The 18,435-nt window shown below is 31.0% G+C and carries 12 protein-coding genes and 1 pseudogene; 4 read left to right on the top strand and 9 right to left on the bottom strand.

Going from position 1 to position 18,435, the window contains the following annotated elements; all coding sequences use genetic code 11:
- Window positions 1-32 precede the first annotated feature (32 nt).
- Complete coding sequence (locus AC0L4B_RS02065) at window positions 33-1,196, bottom strand: response regulator (RefSeq protein WP_473438337.1); 1,164 nt, start codon at window positions 1,194-1,196, stop codon at window positions 33-35.
- 202 nt (window positions 1,197-1,398) lie between these two features.
- On the opposite strand from AC0L4B_RS02065, the pseudogene AC0L4B_RS02070 reads away from it, so the two are divergent.
- The 3 genes and pseudogenes from AC0L4B_RS02070 to AC0L4B_RS02080 all read left to right on the top strand — a co-directional run bounded on the left by AC0L4B_RS02070 (window position 1,399) and on the right by AC0L4B_RS02080 (window position 7,214).
- A pseudogene (locus AC0L4B_RS02070) lies at window positions 1,399-4,487 on the top strand (hypothetical protein).
- 34 nt (window positions 4,488-4,521) lie between these two features.
- Complete coding sequence (locus AC0L4B_RS02075) at window positions 4,522-5,706, top strand: hypothetical protein (RefSeq protein ID WP_473438338.1); 1,185 nt, start codon at window positions 4,522-4,524, stop codon at window positions 5,704-5,706.
- Window positions 5,700-7,214, top strand: coding sequence for a cellulase family glycosylhydrolase (locus AC0L4B_RS02080; protein WP_473438339.1), 1,515 nt, complete (start codon window positions 5,700-5,702; stop codon window positions 7,212-7,214). The genes AC0L4B_RS02075 and AC0L4B_RS02080 overlap by 7 nt, the downstream gene beginning before the upstream one ends.
- A 71-nt stretch (window positions 7,215-7,285) precedes the next feature.
- Here the strand turns inward: AC0L4B_RS02080 and AC0L4B_RS02085 are convergent, their stop codons facing one another.
- The 4 genes from AC0L4B_RS02085 to AC0L4B_RS02100 all read right to left on the bottom strand — a co-directional run bounded on the left by AC0L4B_RS02085 (window position 7,286) and on the right by AC0L4B_RS02100 (window position 10,576).
- On the bottom strand, window positions 7,286-8,479 hold the full coding sequence (locus tag AC0L4B_RS02085) for a glycosyltransferase (RefSeq protein ID WP_473438340.1): 1,194 nt from the start codon (window positions 8,477-8,479) through the stop codon (window positions 7,286-7,288).
- A gap of 232 nt (window positions 8,480-8,711) precedes the next feature.
- Complete coding sequence (locus tag AC0L4B_RS02090) at window positions 8,712-9,956, bottom strand: oligosaccharide flippase family protein (RefSeq protein ID WP_473438341.1); 1,245 nt, start codon at window positions 9,954-9,956, stop codon at window positions 8,712-8,714.
- Window positions 9,957-9,986: 30 nt separating this feature from the next.
- The gene (locus AC0L4B_RS02095; protein WP_473438342.1) at window positions 9,987-10,265 is read right to left on the bottom strand and encodes an STAS domain-containing protein; all 279 of its coding nucleotides are present in this window, start codon (window positions 10,263-10,265) and stop codon (window positions 9,987-9,989) included.
- Between the two features lie 38 nt (window positions 10,266-10,303).
- A complete protein-coding gene (locus tag AC0L4B_RS02100; RefSeq protein ID WP_473438343.1) occupies window positions 10,304-10,576 on the bottom strand; it encodes an STAS domain-containing protein in 273 nt (90 codons plus the stop codon).
- Window positions 10,577-10,714: 138 nt separating this feature from the next.
- Between AC0L4B_RS02100 and AC0L4B_RS02105 the strand changes: the two genes are divergently transcribed.
- The gene (locus tag AC0L4B_RS02105) at window positions 10,715-12,781 is read left to right on the top strand and encodes a tetratricopeptide repeat protein (protein WP_473438344.1); all 2,067 of its coding nucleotides are present in this window, start codon (window positions 10,715-10,717) and stop codon (window positions 12,779-12,781) included.
- 81 nt (window positions 12,782-12,862) lie between these two features.
- On the opposite strand, the gene AC0L4B_RS02110 is transcribed toward AC0L4B_RS02105, so the two are convergent.
- The 4 genes from AC0L4B_RS02110 to AC0L4B_RS02125 form a co-directional block, all read right to left on the bottom strand.
- A complete protein-coding gene (locus AC0L4B_RS02110; protein WP_473438345.1) occupies window positions 12,863-13,639 on the bottom strand; it encodes a thioredoxin family protein in 777 nt (258 codons plus the stop codon).
- 170 nt (window positions 13,640-13,809) lie between these two features.
- Window positions 13,810-14,124: a TlpA family protein disulfide reductase gene (locus tag AC0L4B_RS02115; RefSeq protein ID WP_473438346.1), complete on the bottom strand. Its 315-nt coding sequence runs from the start codon at window positions 14,122-14,124 to the stop codon at window positions 13,810-13,812.
- Window positions 14,125-14,358: 234 nt separating this feature from the next.
- Complete coding sequence (locus AC0L4B_RS02120) at window positions 14,359-15,633, bottom strand: APC family permease (protein ID WP_473438347.1); 1,275 nt, start codon at window positions 15,631-15,633, stop codon at window positions 14,359-14,361.
- Window positions 15,634-15,805: 172 nt separating this feature from the next.
- Entirely contained in the window at window positions 15,806-18,418 is a 2,613-nt protein-coding gene (locus AC0L4B_RS02125) for a DUF6923 family protein (protein ID WP_473438348.1), read from the bottom strand.
- Window positions 18,419-18,435 lie beyond the last annotated feature (17 nt).

Consider the following 18,435-nt stretch of genomic DNA (forward strand, 5'->3'; position numbering starts at 1 on the left):
TTGGGGTTTTTATTTACTGTACTACTTCTAGCTTAGTTGTTTTGGCTATAGCTGGCTTTTTTTCCTCTATATACCCAAGCAATTTGAGCTAGTTGAAATATAATTTTTACTGAATCTTTCATTGATAGCTTAGAGCCATCTGCATGAATCCATCTTTTTAATGGTTGCTCGCAAAGCATTGATTTTGCTTTTTTTAATCCAAAATGAATACTCATTCGTTTAAAAATTTCGACATCAAAAATCCATTGTGTAACAAACTTTTTACCAAATGCAATTTGGATAACGTCTTTACTAAAGATTTTAGCGCCACATTGTGTGTCTTTAAAATCCATGCTTAAAATCTTTCTGATAATGAAGTTAATGGTCAAACTAATTATTTTTCTAGCAGACTCTTTAGTTATGTCTGCTCCCATTCTTGATATTCTTGACCCACTAACTATTTTAAAGTCTGAAGTTTCAATTGTTTTAACTAAATCGTCAAAATCGGCTAAGTCTGTGGATAAGTCTGCATCCAAAAACCCTATATAGTCTAGATCTTCTTTTTCTGCCATGTGTAACATCCCTAAACGTACCGCTTCGGCTTTTCCTCCATTTTTCTCACAGTCATAAACTGTAATAAAGTCCTCTCTTCCTTTTTGTAGATTTTTTAAAACCTCTAGTGTTTTATCTTTACTACCATCGTTTACAAAACATAAATGGTAGCCTGTATATTTATCTATATAAGACAAAAACTCTTCGCTTAATAAACGTTCTTCTTCATTATAACAAGGTATTACAACACCTACGCAACGTTCTTGTATTACCACATCGCTTTTAGCAACTATATTTTGGACTTCTGGAGCACCAATTAAACGTTTAACACGTGCACTTATCTCGTTTAAACTTAAAGGTTTTTTCATGTAGTCATTAATACCCAAATCAAATCCTTCTGTAATGGTCTCGTCTTTATTATCTCCAGACAACACCATTATCGGTGTTTCAGATTTTTTAGTAACCCTTATGTATTTTACAATTTCCAATCCAGATAATCCAGGCATATTGATGTCCACAATGACTAAATCTGGGTTAAAAGAATCATATGACTCTAATCCCTTCTGACCATCAGTTTCAATCTTAACTTCATAACCTAACTCGGTTAATCTTTTTTGTAAAGGCAGTAAAACCAACTGCTGATCATCTATTGCTAATACTTTCATAACTAGGGTGTTTTGTTGTTTTTTGATATACCAAAAGTAGTACAGAATTGTAATGAAATTATCTTCTTTAGATTAAGCACACATTAAGTGTCGACGAATGGTAATTTGCTGTAGATAATTAAAAATGAAAGCACTATATTATTTATTTATATTTACCACAATATTGTAACTTAGTCATTTAAAGAAAAAGAAAAATCAATCCTTGAAAGAAACTTCTAACAAATTTTTAATTGCTGCATTACTTTTAGCTTTATCCTTTCATGGTAGTTCCATATTTTTCACACTGGAAACTACTTATGATGCATTAATCCATTTGTTTTTTGCAGATCACTATGCCAATAGTTGGTTTGAACCTTGGAATTATGAATGGTATACAGGTTTTACAGTACAAAGTTATCCACCGTTAGTACATCAAACCATTGGATTATTATCTTTAGTTGGAGGTTTAAAATTTGGTATGTTTAGCGTTGCACTTATTGCAATTGTCTTATTTGTAACTGGTACGTATCGTTTTTCTTTATTAATGACATCAAACAAAACAGTAGCTGGTTACGCTTGTGTTTTGGCTGTTTTTTCATCTTCTTTTGTAGAAACCTTACATATTTTTGGGCAATTACCCAGTATTGTTGGTGTTTCGGTTTTAATGCATGCCTTGCCAGAAATCTACTTATGGTTAAAAACAGGAAGAAAATGGTATTTAGCCACTAGTTTATCGCTTATAGCAGTTACTGTTACTTCGCATCATGTAACGCCAATATTTGGAATGGTCTTTTTTATTTTTCCTTTAATTGGCATGGTTTTAATGGATGTTTCTAGAGAGCAAGTAAATAGCATGAAAGAAGTAACCTTCAAAATATTTTTGAATAGCTTTTTCAAGCTTTTCAAACGTATTGTAAGCTTTGGAATGCTGTCTTTGGTGTTAATTGTAGGTTGTATTTTTCCGTATTGGTTAAACTCTAAAGCCAACCCAATTACTCAAGTACCTATTCCGCATGGTTCTCGTGATAATTTTTTAGAAATAACGTCTTCAGGATTGGTGTTTTTTTAATCCCTTGGGGAATTTTACTAATATTATTACCCTACATTTTTTATAGATATTATAGCAAACGATACCTGTTTTTTGGATTATCGGTTACTATTTGTACCATTTTAGGAACTGGAGGAACGACTCCTGTACCATTAAAAATGTTAGGAGAAACAGCTTTTAATATTTTAACCTTAGATAGATTTACACTTTGGGCTTCCATTTTATCCATTCCTTTAATGGGTGAATTTGCATATCGCTTTGTTCAAGGCGATTTAAAAGCATTAATTCAATCTAAATTTGGTGCTGTTTACCATCGTATTATTGGTGGAATATTAGCAGGCTTATTAGTCTTTATGGTGGTTTTTACTATGAGTTTAAATTACTTTAGACCATCACAACCACAAAAAATTAAAATGCTACCTATTGTCAACTTCTTAAATCAAGATGATCATGATAAATGGCGATTTTTAACGCTTGGTTTTGGAGACCAAATGGCTTGGCTAAGTGCACAAACGGATGCCATGACTGTAGATGGAAATTACCATTCAGCCAGAAGATTACCAGAATTAACGACAAGGCCTATTGAGCGTTTAGAAAACTCAAAATTTAAAGGTGTTGCTGGTATTGGGTCTTTACAGCAATTTTTAACTACGCCAGAAAAGTACAATCTAAAGTATATATTTTCTAACGATAAGTTTTACGACCCAATTCTCTATTTCTGTGGTTGGCAACGTTTACGACAATTAGAAAATGGTATTATGGTTTGGGAACGTTTAAACATTCCGCCAGTTTCTGCTATTTTACCTAAAGAAGATGTTGCTAAATGGCTGAAGATTCATTGGGGAATTATGCCTTTTTTAACCGTTTTAATAGCGTTCGTATTAAACATTCAAATGCTGTTTGTTATTGCTTTAAAAACCAAAGAAAAACCACTTCCAGATTTTTTAAAGTTTCCAACTACTTATAATAAATTTAATAGAAATGTATTACGCATCACACACCTTTGGTCTTTAGTTTTGGCTGGTGTTGTGTTTTACGGAGTCTATTTATTCTATATTAAAAACGAATCACAACTTAGTCCAGAAAATGCAATTATTGCCTATTATGATGCCTTAGATTTTAAAGAATTTGAAAAAGCACATAGTTTAATTGATCCTAGTAGTAACATACCAATTGCGCAATACATGTTAGAAATTTCAGTGACTGATGGACTTTTAAGTAGTTACGCAAAAATGGATGCTATTGAAACCGAAATCACTGCTGTAAACGATAGTACAGTCTCAGCAAAAGTAACTAGTCAATGGATTACGCCTTTAGAGAAAATTGAAAAAACAGATTACAAATCATTGTCTAAAATTAAAGGAAAATGGTTTTTACAACCAGATGATTTAAATAACGATTTACCTCCAGATCAATTGTATTCAGACAACGTTACTAAGTATTTTAATCAAGGACGACGACGCATTACAACTGAAGCAACCCATCATGAAGATATTTTAAAACAACCCGTTTTAGAAGTTGTTTCGGCTAAACTAGTTCATTACGATGGCAGTTATGCTATTATTGGTGAAGTGCAAAACATAGATAATGTTCCGTCTGATGTTATTTTAAAAGGAACTTTATATAATGATGACAACAAACAGTTAGCAACCTACAATGCTAAATACCACGTCAAGCATAAACTAATGCCTAAAGAATCTAGTAGTTTTAGAATTAATTTTGAAGGTATTGCCTGGTCCAAAACGCAAGATTCTATTCCAGATACATTTAATCCAGACGAATTTACACCTGTTGAATTTGAAGAGCAACCCACTAAATTTAACTTACAAATTGCCGGAAATGTTGCTGGTACAGATTTATATAAAAATGTAGTTTTAAGTGAAGTAAAAATTAAAGATTCTATACTAGATGGAAACCTTTTTAATAGCGGTATTCAAGAAATTACAATACCTCAACTTTTAATTACGTATTATGATGAAAACAAAACTATGGTTTGGGTAGATCATTTATTTGTTAAAGCTGGTGTAAGGCAACAACGTAAGCAACATTTTGATTATACTATTTTACAAGATGGTAAAGTTGAAATTATTAACGATAGTATGAAAAACATTTTTGTTAATGGTTTACCCAACGAAGATATCTCTGAAAAAATAGTACCAAACCGAATTATAGATCATACCAACGCACAATTACAACCTATTGAGCATCCTGATTTTAGCTATATTAAAATAGAAATTAACACCTATATAGGTAGTCCAAATTAATGCAAAAACAACGAACATATCTATTTTTTTAGGATTGATTTTATTATCATCCTTCGCAATCGTAAGACAAAACGAAGCTTCCGCTGTTATAAGACTTTTAACTACACAAACGGACTTTGAGGTTGGTCAAACTGTTATATTACAATTTTCAAATACACAAGAAGCAGACAAACCGTTGCTTTATTGTTCTAACAGTTATGGTTCTACTTTAATTACTTCGACTATAAAAAACAACACACTAGAATATGTCATTCCAGAAAACATTACCAAAAAAATTGGCGTCATCAATTGGACTATTTTAGATGCAAACAAATCGCTTTCTGGAACATTACATATACTTCCAAAAGCAGAAGTTGCAACCATGGAAACCTATATTGGTCCTCCAAGCATTGAAGCTGGTGGAACAGATTACACCATGTTGGTTGTTATTCCAACAGACTCTTTAGATAATCCTGTACCTAAAAATACTTTAGTAAACGAGAAGCATCAGTTTTTATCTTCGGAAGAAACCCATGATATTTTTACAAACAACCTTATTTCTTTTAGAAATATTTATTCGAAAAAAGAAAGAGGTCGTATGTTGGTTTCGTCAGAAAGTTTAGGCATCAACTCTAAAGAATTCACCATTAATGTTATGCCAACAATCCCTACAGGATTTACTATAAGTGCCACAAGACCTCATAATTATTCCGATGGAAATCAAATTACTACATTTACAACCTCTATTATAAAAGATAAACATGATAATGTAGTTAGTGACGGTACTTTTGTAACCTTTTTTATTACCAATCAAGAACAGTATGTTTTAAAAACAACTGGTACAACCATTGATGGCATTGCAACTTCAAAAATGATTCATCCAGATTATGCAGATACTTGGAGCATAAAAGCGTATGTTGATGGTATGTCTGAAAGTAATAGCATTACCTTAAGTTACAAACAAGTTATTGAAGATTTTGAAGTTGATTTTTCTGAAAAAAATCGCTTAATAACCGTTGGACCTTTACAAAGTTTTATGCAACAAATGATTCCGGATGGATTACATATTAAACTTAAAATATACAAAGACAATACATTAGTAGAAACGTCAACTAAGACATCGTTTAATGGTTATGCAACTTTTAAGCTAAAACCTGCTATTTACAGTCATGGAAATTATGATTTTAGTGTAGAAACTGCTGGAATAGCAAAACAATTTAAAACAATCAAACTATGGTAAGCATTAATAAAAATATTATGCGTACCATATTAATAGCCTCGTATATTATGCTTGTAGCCTTAATTATTTCTGGAGTTAGTGCTTTATTTAGTTACCTAAATACTGGTGCAGACCGAAGTAAAATGCTGCATACCGAAATTAAAAAAGTAGAGCAATATTTACCTACAATAGATTGGGAACCTTTACAAAACGAAGGACGACCAATGGATAACGAAAACCTAAATGCATTACAAAACGATTATTTAGATGCTTGGTATGTTAAGCAAATTGCTTACAAAACCAATAAAACTGCTGGAATAAAAGACTATTATACAGATAATGCAAGAGAAAACTTATTTGCCTTTATAGACTTAAACAAAAAGCAAGATATTACCATTGAAGCTACTACTTTAAAACACAACCCTACTTTAGAGTTTTTTAGTGAAGACGGACAAATGGCTGTCATTACAGACCGAAATGTTATCGAGTACAAACGTATTTTTAAAGCTAATAAGTTGGTTTTAGAAACTACGGAAACCTCAACATACCAAATGGTATTTTTGCTTGAAGATGGCTTTTGGCGTATTAGACATTTGGTTAAAGAAGAAGCTGATATTTACAATAAGCAACCAAAACAAATTGCTGTTGATAGTTTAAATATTAAAGGCATTAATTACTATCCACAAGCCAATCCTTGGGACATGTTTGGTAATGCTTTTTCTACAGATACTATTGCAAAAGATTTTAAAATAATTAAAGATGCAGGCTTAAATTCGGTAAGACTGTTTGTGCAATACGAAGATTTTGGTAAAGCTGAGATAGATTATAAAAAAGTAGACAAATTAAAGCAAACTTTAGATGTGGCAGCTGCTAATAATTTAAAAGTAGTTTTAACGCTTTTTGACTTTTATGGAGATTATAATGTTATGAGTTGGACTTTAAATCAACGTCACGCAGAAGCTATTGTAAATGCTGTTAAAGACCACAAAGCCTTATTAGCTTGGGATATTAAAAATGAACCTAATTTAGATTTTGAATCTAGAGGAAAAGATAATGTTATTGCATGGTTAGATAATATGATTAATTTGGTAAAAGAAATTGATACAGTACATCCAGTAACTATAGGCTGGTCTAATACTGAAAGTGCAACTATTTTAAAAGATAAGGTTGATTTTATATCGTTTCATTATTATGAAGATTTGGAACAATTAGATGAAGCCATTACAACCATGAAAAAAGAAATACCAAACAAACCCTTAGTCTTACAAGAGTTTGGATTATCCTCTTATTCTGGACTATGGAAACCTTTTGGGTCTTCAGATGAAGATCAGGCTAATTACCATAAAAAAATCCAAGAACAAATTGCAGCAAATAATTTGCAATTTATGTCTTGGACTTTATATGATTTTACTTCTGTGCCTAACGATGTTGTAGGTAGACTACCTTGGCGTAAAAATACTCAAAAACATTTTGGGTTTATTGATAAAAATGGGACAAAAAAGCCTTCGTTTAAATATATTACGCATTAATTGTTTGGGACAAAAAAGGTATACTATAATTAATCTACTGTAGTAGGCTGTATATCTATTGTTTGCTTTTTTTAGATTTTATTGGTCTTTTTTTGAATAATTTTATCAAAATTATTCAAATACATTCCTGCTATTTTCTCCATTGGATAAGCTGTTGCAGCTTCATAATTTGCTTTACCTAATTCAATTCTGTAATCATTATTTGTAACAATAGCTTCAATTGCTTTGGCTAAACTATCTATAGATGTTGGTTCAAAAAATTCACCTTTATAACCTTCATCTTTAACTAATAAAGCTAAATCCCCTAAATCTGGCATTACAACTGCTTTACCGTAACTTCCTGCTTGGTGTAAAACTCCAGAGCTTCCTGTTGTAGATGTATATGGAAATACAACTACTGCACTTTCGCTAAATAACACTGGTACTTCCACTTCTTCTACATAACCTGTAAAACGCACTTGTGGTACATGTTTATAATCTTCTTTTACTTTTGCTAAATAACCAGGTACATTTGGGTTGTCTGTTCCTGCAATTACAACTTCAAGATCCATTCCTGTATACTTTCTAACTTTTTCTACAGCCTCAATCATACCTTCAACTTTTTTATAGGTACCAAATTTTCCAAAAGTCATAATCTGCAAAGGACCTTTTGGTAAGCTGTAATCTGGTTGTACTTCAGTAACTTCAAAAGTGCCATGCGGAATTAATGTTACATTTTTAGCGTTATATTTTTTCTCTAAAATATCAACGTACTTTTGCATTGTTACTGCAACTGTATCTGCTTGTAATATTAGTTTTGTTAGAGTCGTACCAATAAAACCATATACTTTTTGCATTAGTTTATTACTTGTAAATCCTGCAGATCCTAAATCTACCTCTTCAAGTATATTATGTAATAAAACTATGTTTGGTATGTTTTTTAACTTACAAACTAAAGGTAACATTAAACCTAAGGCTGCAGCTATTTTTTTATCTCCAAACTTCATAAACTGCAAGTTAAATAGTACTGCATCTGGTTTGGTTGCATTAATAGCTTTAGTAACGTTTATTATATTAGTATAACTATTAAATGCCCAACACTCTTTAACTGTGATTTTACATCCATATTCTGTAAACGCGATATCTTTTGCGTCTTCAGTTTTGTCCGTAAGTAGTATTATTTCAGTTACATTATCTTTTTGTCTAAAATGCTTAACCAAATGGTATGCGTACTCGTTTAATGTGACTTTACTTGGTGGATATGCGGTTACGATTGCTAGTTTCATAATACCTGTGTTTATAGTTTTTTAATGTCTTATTTTTGATAACAATACAAATTTGCGCATTTAAAAAGGGTTATTCTATTAACCTTAGACAGGATGCATTTTGGTATAGACGAATGGCAAAAATCTATAGACTCACCTATTTAACAGATAGTTACAAAACCAATAAGAAACAAAAAAGGCTGTAGTAAAAACTACAGCCTTCAACCAAAATAAACTAAAAAAACACTCAATTCTATTGTTTCAACTTAGAGTCGAAAACAAAAAAACTAATTTGTATGACAAGTAATAACGACATGGCTATAATCTGCATGTGCACCACTTGCTCTAAACTGTCATGAAAAAATATTACTAATCCCATTTGAAGCATTCCAAATACTCCAGAAATTACAACAGGAATGTATCTGTCTAATGATAAATAGTAATATGCAAATATGTTTGAGATGGCAAACAAACCTGTTGCCAAAGCGTACTTCCATAATAAAGGAGCCATAGCTAAATAACTGTCACCAAATAAAATGGTAATTGCTGTTTTGGGGAATAAAGCACAACCAATAACTATAACGGTTGCAATTCCTGCTATGTAACCTACATATTTAAATAATATTGGCGCTGTTGCTTTACCTTCTTTTTTTAACTGTACTACAGTTGGTAGTAATAACATTACAAACATCCAAGCTATGAAGTACACTATACGACCTATTAAGGCTAGTGAAGCATACAGTCCTGCGTCGTAAGAATCAAAGTAATGTTTAACTAATAATATGTCACTATTATTAATTATAATTTGTGTTAGCTCATAAAACGCAGTAATTATAAAAAAGCTACGAACTTGTTTTGACTGCGTTGCATCAATAGCTAATATATTTTTAAATTTTATATTTTTAAACTTAAACGGAATTAATCCAAAACCAAATGAAATTAAAATCCCGATAGCAATCACAACCGATGATTGCATGTTAAATAAAAAGATCAATCCTAAGGTAATAATCAATCTACTTAGCATTTCTGCTTGATAAGTAATTGATAAAAACTTGAATTCTTTTTTACCCTGAAACACACCTCTGTTTACACTCATTAAAAAGTAAAGCGGTACACCAATTCCAAATATGGTAAACATGCTTGAGGACGATGTATTAAAAACATCCTGTAATTGTTTTGCAAATATTATAATTAAAGCTCCAAAGCCCAGTCCAACAATAGTAGCATGCTTGTATATTTTAGCTACAAAATTGGAAAACGTTTCATTTTCAAAAATCACCGAAAACTTTGCTGTTACTAACTGAAATGTCATGGCTACAAAAGATAACACCAACAAAAAGGTAATTAAAACAGCTGCATCCGCAAATTGTGCTGGTCCTAATACACGACCTAAAATTAAGTTGTATAAATAGTTACCTCCATTTACTGCCAATACACTTAGCATAAACAGTTGCTCTGGAGATATTTTTCTTGTTTTTAACATCGATAAAACTTGCATCTTAATAGCGATTTAAGGTTGGAATTATGATTAAGCTACATTAGGATAACTAAAGGCTTCGTAAATAGTTTCGCTATTTTCACCTTCAACAAAAAACATGTTTTGTTTCATTATCGCTTGACTATACATAACTTTTAAAACTTGTAATGCTGTTATATCAATAGATTCTACGTTTTCAATATTTAATGTCATATTTGTATTAGACTCTAATATATAGCTAAAATGTTTTTTAAAACTAGCAATGTTTTTTGTGTTTAAAACACCATCTAAAAAAATTGTATTGTCTTGTTGTGTTATTGTTAGTGCCATAATATTTAAGTTTAAAAGTTTAATTTGGATATAAGTGGTTAAGCTATACTTAGTAATTCTTCATAAATATCTTTACAACCAAGACCAACAATCACAAAGGGTTTATCCCATGATTTTGCATTATTATAAATAACTTTAAAAGCATTCACCCCTTTTGTATCTATTTGGGTAACTTTACTAATGTCAATCGTTAGGTTTTCTAAAGTATTAAGAGTGATATTAAAATGAGTCTGAAAACTACTTGCTGTACTTGCATCAATTTGCCCTTCTAAAGTAAATGTGTTATCGTCTCTTAATATTTTTAAAGCCATATTGGTTTCTTGTTTGTTTCTGATACAAAGATGCAACGTAAACCTCTCAAATTCAGTTGAATTTCGACGAGTCGACAATTGGTGTAGATGAATGAATGGAAATGAATGCTTAACTTGCAAATGACTTAAAACCAGAACATGAAACTTAAATTTATATTTCTACTTACCTTTTTATCAACTTCTTTTTTGGGATATACCCAAGATATGCAAGAAGGGTTCACTTATTTAGAAACTGGTAAGTACGCTAAAGCGGAAACTTTTTTTCAGTCTATTTTAAAACAATATCCAGACAATAAAACTGCAAGACTTTGTTATGGTCGTGCTATAGGTCTAAACGGTAAACCTGAAGAAGCCAATACTTTATTTACAAACCTATTGGCAGATTACCCTAATGATTTTGAAGTCAAGCTAAATTATGGCGAGTCTTTATTATGGACTAGTAATTTTCCTAAAGCTAAAACCTATTTTAAATCTTTAATAGACGAAGATCCAAAAAGTTTTGCTGCACTATTAAGTTATGCAAACACACTTTCTAATTTAAAAGAATATGAAAATGCTTTAAAATATGTTGACAAAGCTTTAGAGGTGTCTCCAGGAAACCCAAACGCACTAACGTCTAAAAAATACATGTATTTAGGTTATGCTTACCAAAAACAACAAGCACAACAATACGATGAAGCCGAAGCATTACTTAAAAAAAGTCTTGCGCTTTTTAATAATGACAAAGACACTTTATTAAACTTAGCCAATCTGTATTTAATTGCAAATAAATATGATGACGCTCAAGCTACATATGATATTTTAGCTAAAAAGCCTGAAAACAAAATAACAGCTTTAAATGGTTTAGCGTTAGTATCTCATTTAAAAGGAAAAGAAAAAGAGGCACTTAATTTAAGTACACAAGCCTATAACAGTTTAAATGAAACTTCAAACGCTACACTGACACAACAAACCACAGAGCGTTATGCACAAGCATTAATTTGGAATAAAAAATACAAAACTGCAGACACGCTTATCGCGAATTTAATTGAAACAAAACCTAATGACAATTGGGTTTTAGCTTTACGTGCAACACTTAATATTTATAAAAGTGACTTTAAAAAAAGTGTAACAGATTATGATCAAATTTTGGTTAATGACAGTACATCTTTTGACGGAAACTTAGGTAACGCAAATGCATTAAAAGCATTAGGGAAATATGAAGCTGCATATAAGTCTGCTGAAAACACTTTAAAATTTTACGATAATCAAAAAGATGCCACTAACTTTATAAAAAATTTAAACACAACATTTACACCTTTTTATGAAGGTAAAGTGTCCTATAGTTTTGATAATGGAGACAATGAAGCTTTTGCTTTTAATAACACTCTAGAGTTTCCGTTTTCTACAAAATTTAAAATCTTAGGAAGCTACAACTATCGTAATACAACTAACCCTGTTACTAATAATGATGCTACTTCAAATGACTTTAGCGTAGGTGCTTCCTATCAATTACTACCTAATTTAACCTTAAAAGGTACTGCTGGATTAACTTCAGCTACAGCGACAACTAATGACTACACTCAAGTTTTAGCAGATATTTCTTTTAATATTAAACCTTTTAAATTGCAAGATTTAACGGTTGGATACAAACGTGAAATACAAAGTTTTAATGCCGAATTAATAGATCGAGAAATCGTACAAAATAACTACTACGCCAATTACAGTCTAAATACTAATTTTAATTTAGGATGGTTTACTCAATATTTTTATACAAAACAAAGCGATGACAACGCTAGAAACTTATTGTTTACTTCTTTGTATTATAATATTTTACCAAAACCATCACTAAAAGCTGGTCTAAACTACCAATACATTACTTTTAAAGACCAAGTACCAAGCATTTACTTTTCACCAGAAACCTTTAATGCTGCAGAGGTTTTTGCAAATCTTATTAAAGATGAAAACATAGCCAAACCTAAAGAATGGTTTTATGAGCTTACTGCTGCTACTGGATTACAATTTATTGACGACGACGAAAGCCAAAGCACTTACAGAATACAAGGAAAATTAGGTTATAAATTTTCAGAGCGTTGTTTGGCTAATATATTTGGAACACGAAGTAATATAGCATCTGCAACTGCTGCTGGTTTTACTTATAACGAAATTGGTATGCGTTTTAAATGGTTATTATTTGACAAACCAGTGTTTAGAGGCAAAAACTAAATTGATTTAATAGTAAAAATATAACACAAAAAAAGACAAGCTTTAAAGCTTGTCTTTTTTAATATAAAATAATATTTAAAATTATCCTCTGCTAGCTTTTACAGGACAACCTATAGCCTTAGTAAATGTAGTTGTTGGTGCTGTACCAGCTTGTAAAGCTTTAATTACATCTTCAACATACTTTGTTTTTACATTTTCAGGAGACTTCGCATTATCATCTATTGTTCCAATATATTGCACTTTACGATCTTGATCTAAAACAAATACATGAGGTGTTCTTACTGCTCCATATTGTGGATATATTTTTTGTTCTCCATCAAAAAGGTAAGGAAAAGTAAATCCTTTTTCTTTTGCTCTAGTTTGCATTGCAGCATAAGCTTCTTTTTCGTTTTCTGGACTATTAGGATTTATAGCAATTACAGGATAACCTTGTGGTGCATACGTATCATGCAATGCAATTAGACGGTCTTCATATAGCTTAGAAAATGGACACTCGTTACAAGTAAAAGTTACTATATAACCTTTAGCATCTTTTATACTTGCTAAAGATACCATTGAACCATCAACATTTTTAAGATCAAAATCAGTAGCAATTTCACCTATTTTATATCCACCAATTTCTTCTAATGTTTTTGTTTGTTCTGGACTTCCTCCTCTTGGTGGTCCTTTTCTATCTCCTCCAGGAGGAGGGCCTTTTCTGTCTCCATTGTGAGGTGGACCTTTTCTGTCTTCTGGATGATGCTTACCATTCTCTTGTGCTACAGCTTCATCTGCTTTATTATCCTCTTTATTTTTACATGACACTAAAACAATTGCCAAAACAGCAACCATAGTAAGTACTACTTTTAATCTTTTCATTGTAAATTAGTTATTAATTATTTTATTTATTTGGGTTTCTAAGTCTGTTTCATTTTCAAAAGAACGCTCGTAAAACGCACGCTTTTTATTATTAAAAATAATAGTAAACGGAATGGCTCCAGACCAATTAGGATCTATTTTATCTATCCAAGTATTAGCATCTGGGTCGTCTAAAATAACAACCTTATTTGTAATTTTTTTTGCTTTAAAAAAGGTTTAAGCTTAGTATCTATATCCTTTGGAAAATCCATACTAACTAATAACACTTCAACTTCTGGATGTTTGTCTGAATAGGCTTTAATATATGGTAATTCTTTAACGCAAGGTGCACACCACATTGCCCAAAAGTTAACCAAATAAGTTTTATTACTATCTGTATATAATAACGGTTCTAATTGATTAAAGTTATAAACAGGAATATTGTCGTTATTTACTTGCTCTGTATTACTTTTAGATTTGTTACAGCTAGCTAGTAGAAAAAACATGGTTAACAACACTAATGGTTGCTTTAAGTTTAATTTTAACAATTGTCTTTTTTTAAAATTTAATACTGCTTTAAAAATATAAGACTTTTTAAATCTATAAAGGTTTAATTTTTATTCTGTAAATTTTTTAAATCCTTTTTTATACAACAGGAAACTATTAATGTTAACATATAAAGCAACTACAATTTAAAAGTCTTAAACTTTATTATTTATAACAAAAACACATCTATTTTTTTAAGTAATAGATTTATACGACCACTCCATAATAAAACAAAACAGGATAATACTTACAGCAATTATCACACCCATTTTATTGGTTTGATATTGCTGAACAATTAGTGTACAAAAAGCTACAAAACATAATATACTAGCTATTAGATGAATACTTTTTTTGGACTTCAATTCTTGATGTTTTTTAAATCCAATATAGTTTACTAAACAAAATATTAATAAAAATCCAGCACTTCCTGCAGTTGAAATACTTTGAAGATTAAATAAATTAACTAGCACGATTGATAATATTGCAGTAATTAAAAAACCTATTGGTTTGCCTAAAAACTTACGACAAAAGTATTTTGGCAATTCTTGATCTTCGGCTATATCATAATTTACCCTTCCGCTTCCTAAAATTGTAGCATTAATCGCTGAAAATGTAGAAATCAATGCTGTAATAGTAATGATAGTAAATCCTATTTGCCCTAATGTTGGAGCTGCTGCTTGAGCCAAAACATAGTCTTTAGCATCTGCAATTTTATCAAAAGTCAAAGATCCAACAGTAACTATTGCTATTAAAACATATAATACTACAACAAAACCGACTGCTCCAAAATAGGCTTTTTCAGTATTTTGTTCTCTATTTTTTAAATCTGAAATTGAATTAGCTATAAGCTCAAAACCTTCATAAGCTACAAAAATGACCATACCACCAGAAAGCAATAAAAAAGGAGCTTCCCAATTGCTTGGTTTTAATTGATGTAGATGTTCTGGATGTAATGAAAACCCATAAAATCCAATTGCTATAAAAGCTATTAGAATAGATAATTTTATTACGACAGCAATAGACTCGATACGACTAACTAAGCTTACACTTAAATAGTTAATTACTAAAGCAACTATAATTATTACTGTTTGACAAATACGGACATCTAAATGTTTTTTCCCAGTAATGGTAAAAAGTTCTGCAGCATAAGACCCAAAAGCTGAGGCATATAATGCTAACATTACAATGTAACTTACCCAAAGTAGATTGTTTATACCTCCTGCAAAAATACCATTTCCGTATTGTTGATGTACAAATTTTACTGTTCCTCCTTTGTCTGGGAATTTTTTAGATAATTTAGCATAAGAATATGCAGTAAGCAAAGCTATAACACCTGCAAATAAGAAAGCAACAGGTGTGCCTCCTTTAGCTAATGAAACTGCCAAACCAAGCACTGCAAAAATTCCGCCACCAACCATTCCGCCTATTCCAATAGAAATCGCTTCTTTAAGATTAATTTTATTATTCAAAATTGATAGGTTAATTGTGTTTAAATATACAGAATAATAAGGTTTGAATGCTGTAAAATTATTACAAAAAAAACAGGCAAGAGTTAACTCTCTTGCCTGTTTAAGAAACCAAATAAAACTAATTTAACTTTTTGGTTTCCCTCGCTATCAATCAAAAAACAATGGGCAGTTACTATTTAACCAGCAACTTTAAGGGTTTATAGTTTGTGTTAGTACTAGATAATTTACAGATGTATAATCCAGAACTTAAGTTTTGACTATTTATAGGTATAATATTATTTCCAACTAATGACTCTACTGATGTATTGTACACTATTTTTCCTAATTGGTTGTAAATTATTAGTTCAACATTTTCAGATTTTTGGCTAGTAAAATGTAAGTTAGAAGCCTCTATCATAGGGTTTGGATAAGCTACTAATGTATTAACTGTTTCAGTTTCAAAATCGTTTACTGATAAAGCATTTCCTCTTGAAAAACGAACATCTTGTATATCCATTTGCTTAGTGGTTACAGATCCATCCTCACTTTCCATTGTAAATACAATAGTTACAATATCGTTAGCTTCTAATGAAGGGGTTAAAGTAGAAGTAAACTCTGAAAACAATACAGCATGACTTTGGTAAGCATCAGTTAAAGCAACAGTTGTTTTGTATTGCTCATCCCAGTTTGTGATACTTTGTTTTACTAAAGTGATTTCTAAATTTCCAGTACCTTTTGCTTTAAATTTAAAGCTAGTAAAATCCGTTAAATCAACTGCTTTAAAACGTGGTGTTAAAGCTCTGTATGCTGCTACATAAGTATCTGTTGTAGCATTTAATGTCACATTTCTTTCAATTGGAAAATCTTGACTATCAAAAGTAGTTGTGTTTGGAGACACTAAGTAATTATTTACTGTTGTATTAGCTTCAGAATCGTCAATTCCCCAAGGTCCATCTGACATAAATAAATCGTCTGGTGTGTTTATACCATCTCCAATTCTAAATCCTATATCAAATAAATTACCTGTAGCAACTTCTAACTCTGTTATATAATCTTGATTTAAATCTATAGTAGAATTTGAGTAGTTAAAATCACTAGTTTCTGTAACCCTGAATCCTGAATCAAATCCAACATTTCCGGTAGCATTTGTATTTATAATTTGAAGGTCTAAAGCTCCATTATTATATTTTCCTTTTCTAACAAATACTGTTGGAGGACTTGATAATTGGTAAGTCGAAATTGCTTTTTCTGCATCCAATAAAATTAAAACTTCTTCTGCTAAGCTATATAAATCGTCTATCGAATCTGACCATATTTGGAAATTGTAAAAGGTTACATTTGCTTCGTATAAATCTAAATTCCAGTGACTCTCAATCGCAAAGTTGGCATCGTTATTAGCTAGCTTAGCTGATAAACTTAATACGTATTCAAAACTTCCGTCTACATTTTTTATAATTGATTTAATAAAAGGCTGACCATTAATATCCATGGTTGAAACCGAAATTAATTCGCCTCCTAATAATCTATCGCAAATATATTTTGTGTGTTCATAAACTCCATTTTCAGTTTTTAAAGCTAAAACAGAAGCTATTGAAGCATTATTTTGTATGTAATCTACAGAATATACTTCTGTTGCATTAGTAATATTTAATAAATCCAGAGGTGTTGAGTCTACTGCGTAATCTTCGTAAATAGTTGTTAGTGGTACAAAATCTTGTAACTGAAAATTGGTATTAGATGCTGCTCTGTTTGCAGATGTGTTACTACTATCTTTAGTCACTCTTTTTGCTGACTTTTGATCAAATTTATAACTGTTTTTAGCGCGATTAAAATTACGTTTATTAATAGCTTCAGATAATCTTCCATTACTTTCTAAACCACCATCATTAGCTGTTGTTGGAGCCGGAATTACAGCACAACTACCAAATCCTGAACATGAAGGATCGTCACAATCAATTAATCCGTCACCATCATCATCAATACCATTATCGCAAATTTCTTGTAATACAGGAGCTGTTGGACAACGTGCACCATCGTTACTAGCACTTGATGGTCCAAAAGCAAATAAGTTAGAACTCATTTGACTTGAAGGAGTCAAGTCTTGTACACTTTGAATAACGTATATTGTTCCTGTTTGGTTAGCAGATACATAAAAACGTCCGTCAGCATCAAAATAAACTGCTCCATAAGTGTATTTTAATCCAGCTAAAATTGGTACTTCACCTAAACTCTCAACAATATTTGTAGCAGGATTAATTCTGTATAATATATTGCTGTTTTTTTCTACTGCATATAAGTTTCCGTCTACCGCATTAAAAGCCCAATCATGTATACTTATACTCTGTGATAACGTTTCGGTAGATAAATACTGAGTATATGTTGGTGAGTTTGGATTTAAATCTACTTTAAAGTAAGTTGTACCACCTGCCTTAAAATAATATATACCGTCAGGACTTATATCTCCAACATATTTATTACCTGTAGTTAACTCTGGAATTATAAATGAAGTTGTTTGAAAGTCTTTACCAATTCTAACTATAGTATTAGAAGGTGTGCTTAAATATCCCCAAATAAAACCATCTGCAGGATTATAAGCTGCTGCGTTTATATTTCCAGAAGTAATATCTTCTGCTGCAAGAAAAGAGTTGCCGGAAGCTAAATCTATTGCATACACATCATTGTATTGAAATAAATAAGCACTGTAATCACAATTAAAAGGAATGTTTTGTGCTTTAACAGAAAAACTTAAAAGCAATATAGCTATCGCTGTAAGTTTTTGTATAAAAGTAGGTAAAGTTCTTTTCATGATTTTGGGTTTTAATT

The organism is Olleya sp. NP1-10 (assembly GCF_055804415.1).

What these genes read in the sequence shown, in the direction of transcription:
- AC0L4B_RS02065 (WP_473438337.1), bottom strand. Translation starts at nt 1,196, where the DNA reads ATGAAAGTATTAGCAATAGATGATCAGCAGTTGGTTTTACTGCCTTTA.
- AC0L4B_RS02080 (WP_473438339.1), top strand. Translation starts at nt 5,700, where the DNA reads ATGGTAAGCATTAATAAAAATATTATGCGTACCATATTAATAGCCTCG.
- AC0L4B_RS02085 (WP_473438340.1), bottom strand. Translation starts at nt 8,479, where the DNA reads ATGAAACTAGCAATCGTAACCGCATATCCACCAAGTAAAGTCACATTA.
- AC0L4B_RS02090 (WP_473438341.1), bottom strand. Translation starts at nt 9,956, where the DNA reads ATGCAAGTTTTATCGATGTTAAAAACAAGAAAAATATCTCCAGAGCAA.
- AC0L4B_RS02095 (WP_473438342.1), bottom strand. Translation starts at nt 10,265, where the DNA reads ATGGCACTAACAATAACACAACAAGACAATACAATTTTTTTAGATGGT.
- AC0L4B_RS02100 (WP_473438343.1), bottom strand. Translation starts at nt 10,576, where the DNA reads ATGGCTTTAAAAATATTAAGAGACGATAACACATTTACTTTAGAAGGG.
- AC0L4B_RS02105 (WP_473438344.1), top strand. Translation starts at nt 10,715, where the DNA reads ATGAAACTTAAATTTATATTTCTACTTACCTTTTTATCAACTTCTTTT.
- AC0L4B_RS02110 (WP_473438345.1), bottom strand. Translation starts at nt 13,639, where the DNA reads ATGAAAAGATTAAAAGTAGTACTTACTATGGTTGCTGTTTTGGCAATT.
- AC0L4B_RS02115 (WP_473438346.1), bottom strand. Translation starts at nt 14,124, where the DNA reads ATGTTTTTTCTACTAGCTAGCTGTAACAAATCTAAAAGTAATACAGAG.
- AC0L4B_RS02125 (WP_473438348.1), bottom strand. Translation starts at nt 18,418, where the DNA reads ATGAAAAGAACTTTACCTACTTTTATACAAAAACTTACAGCGATAGCT.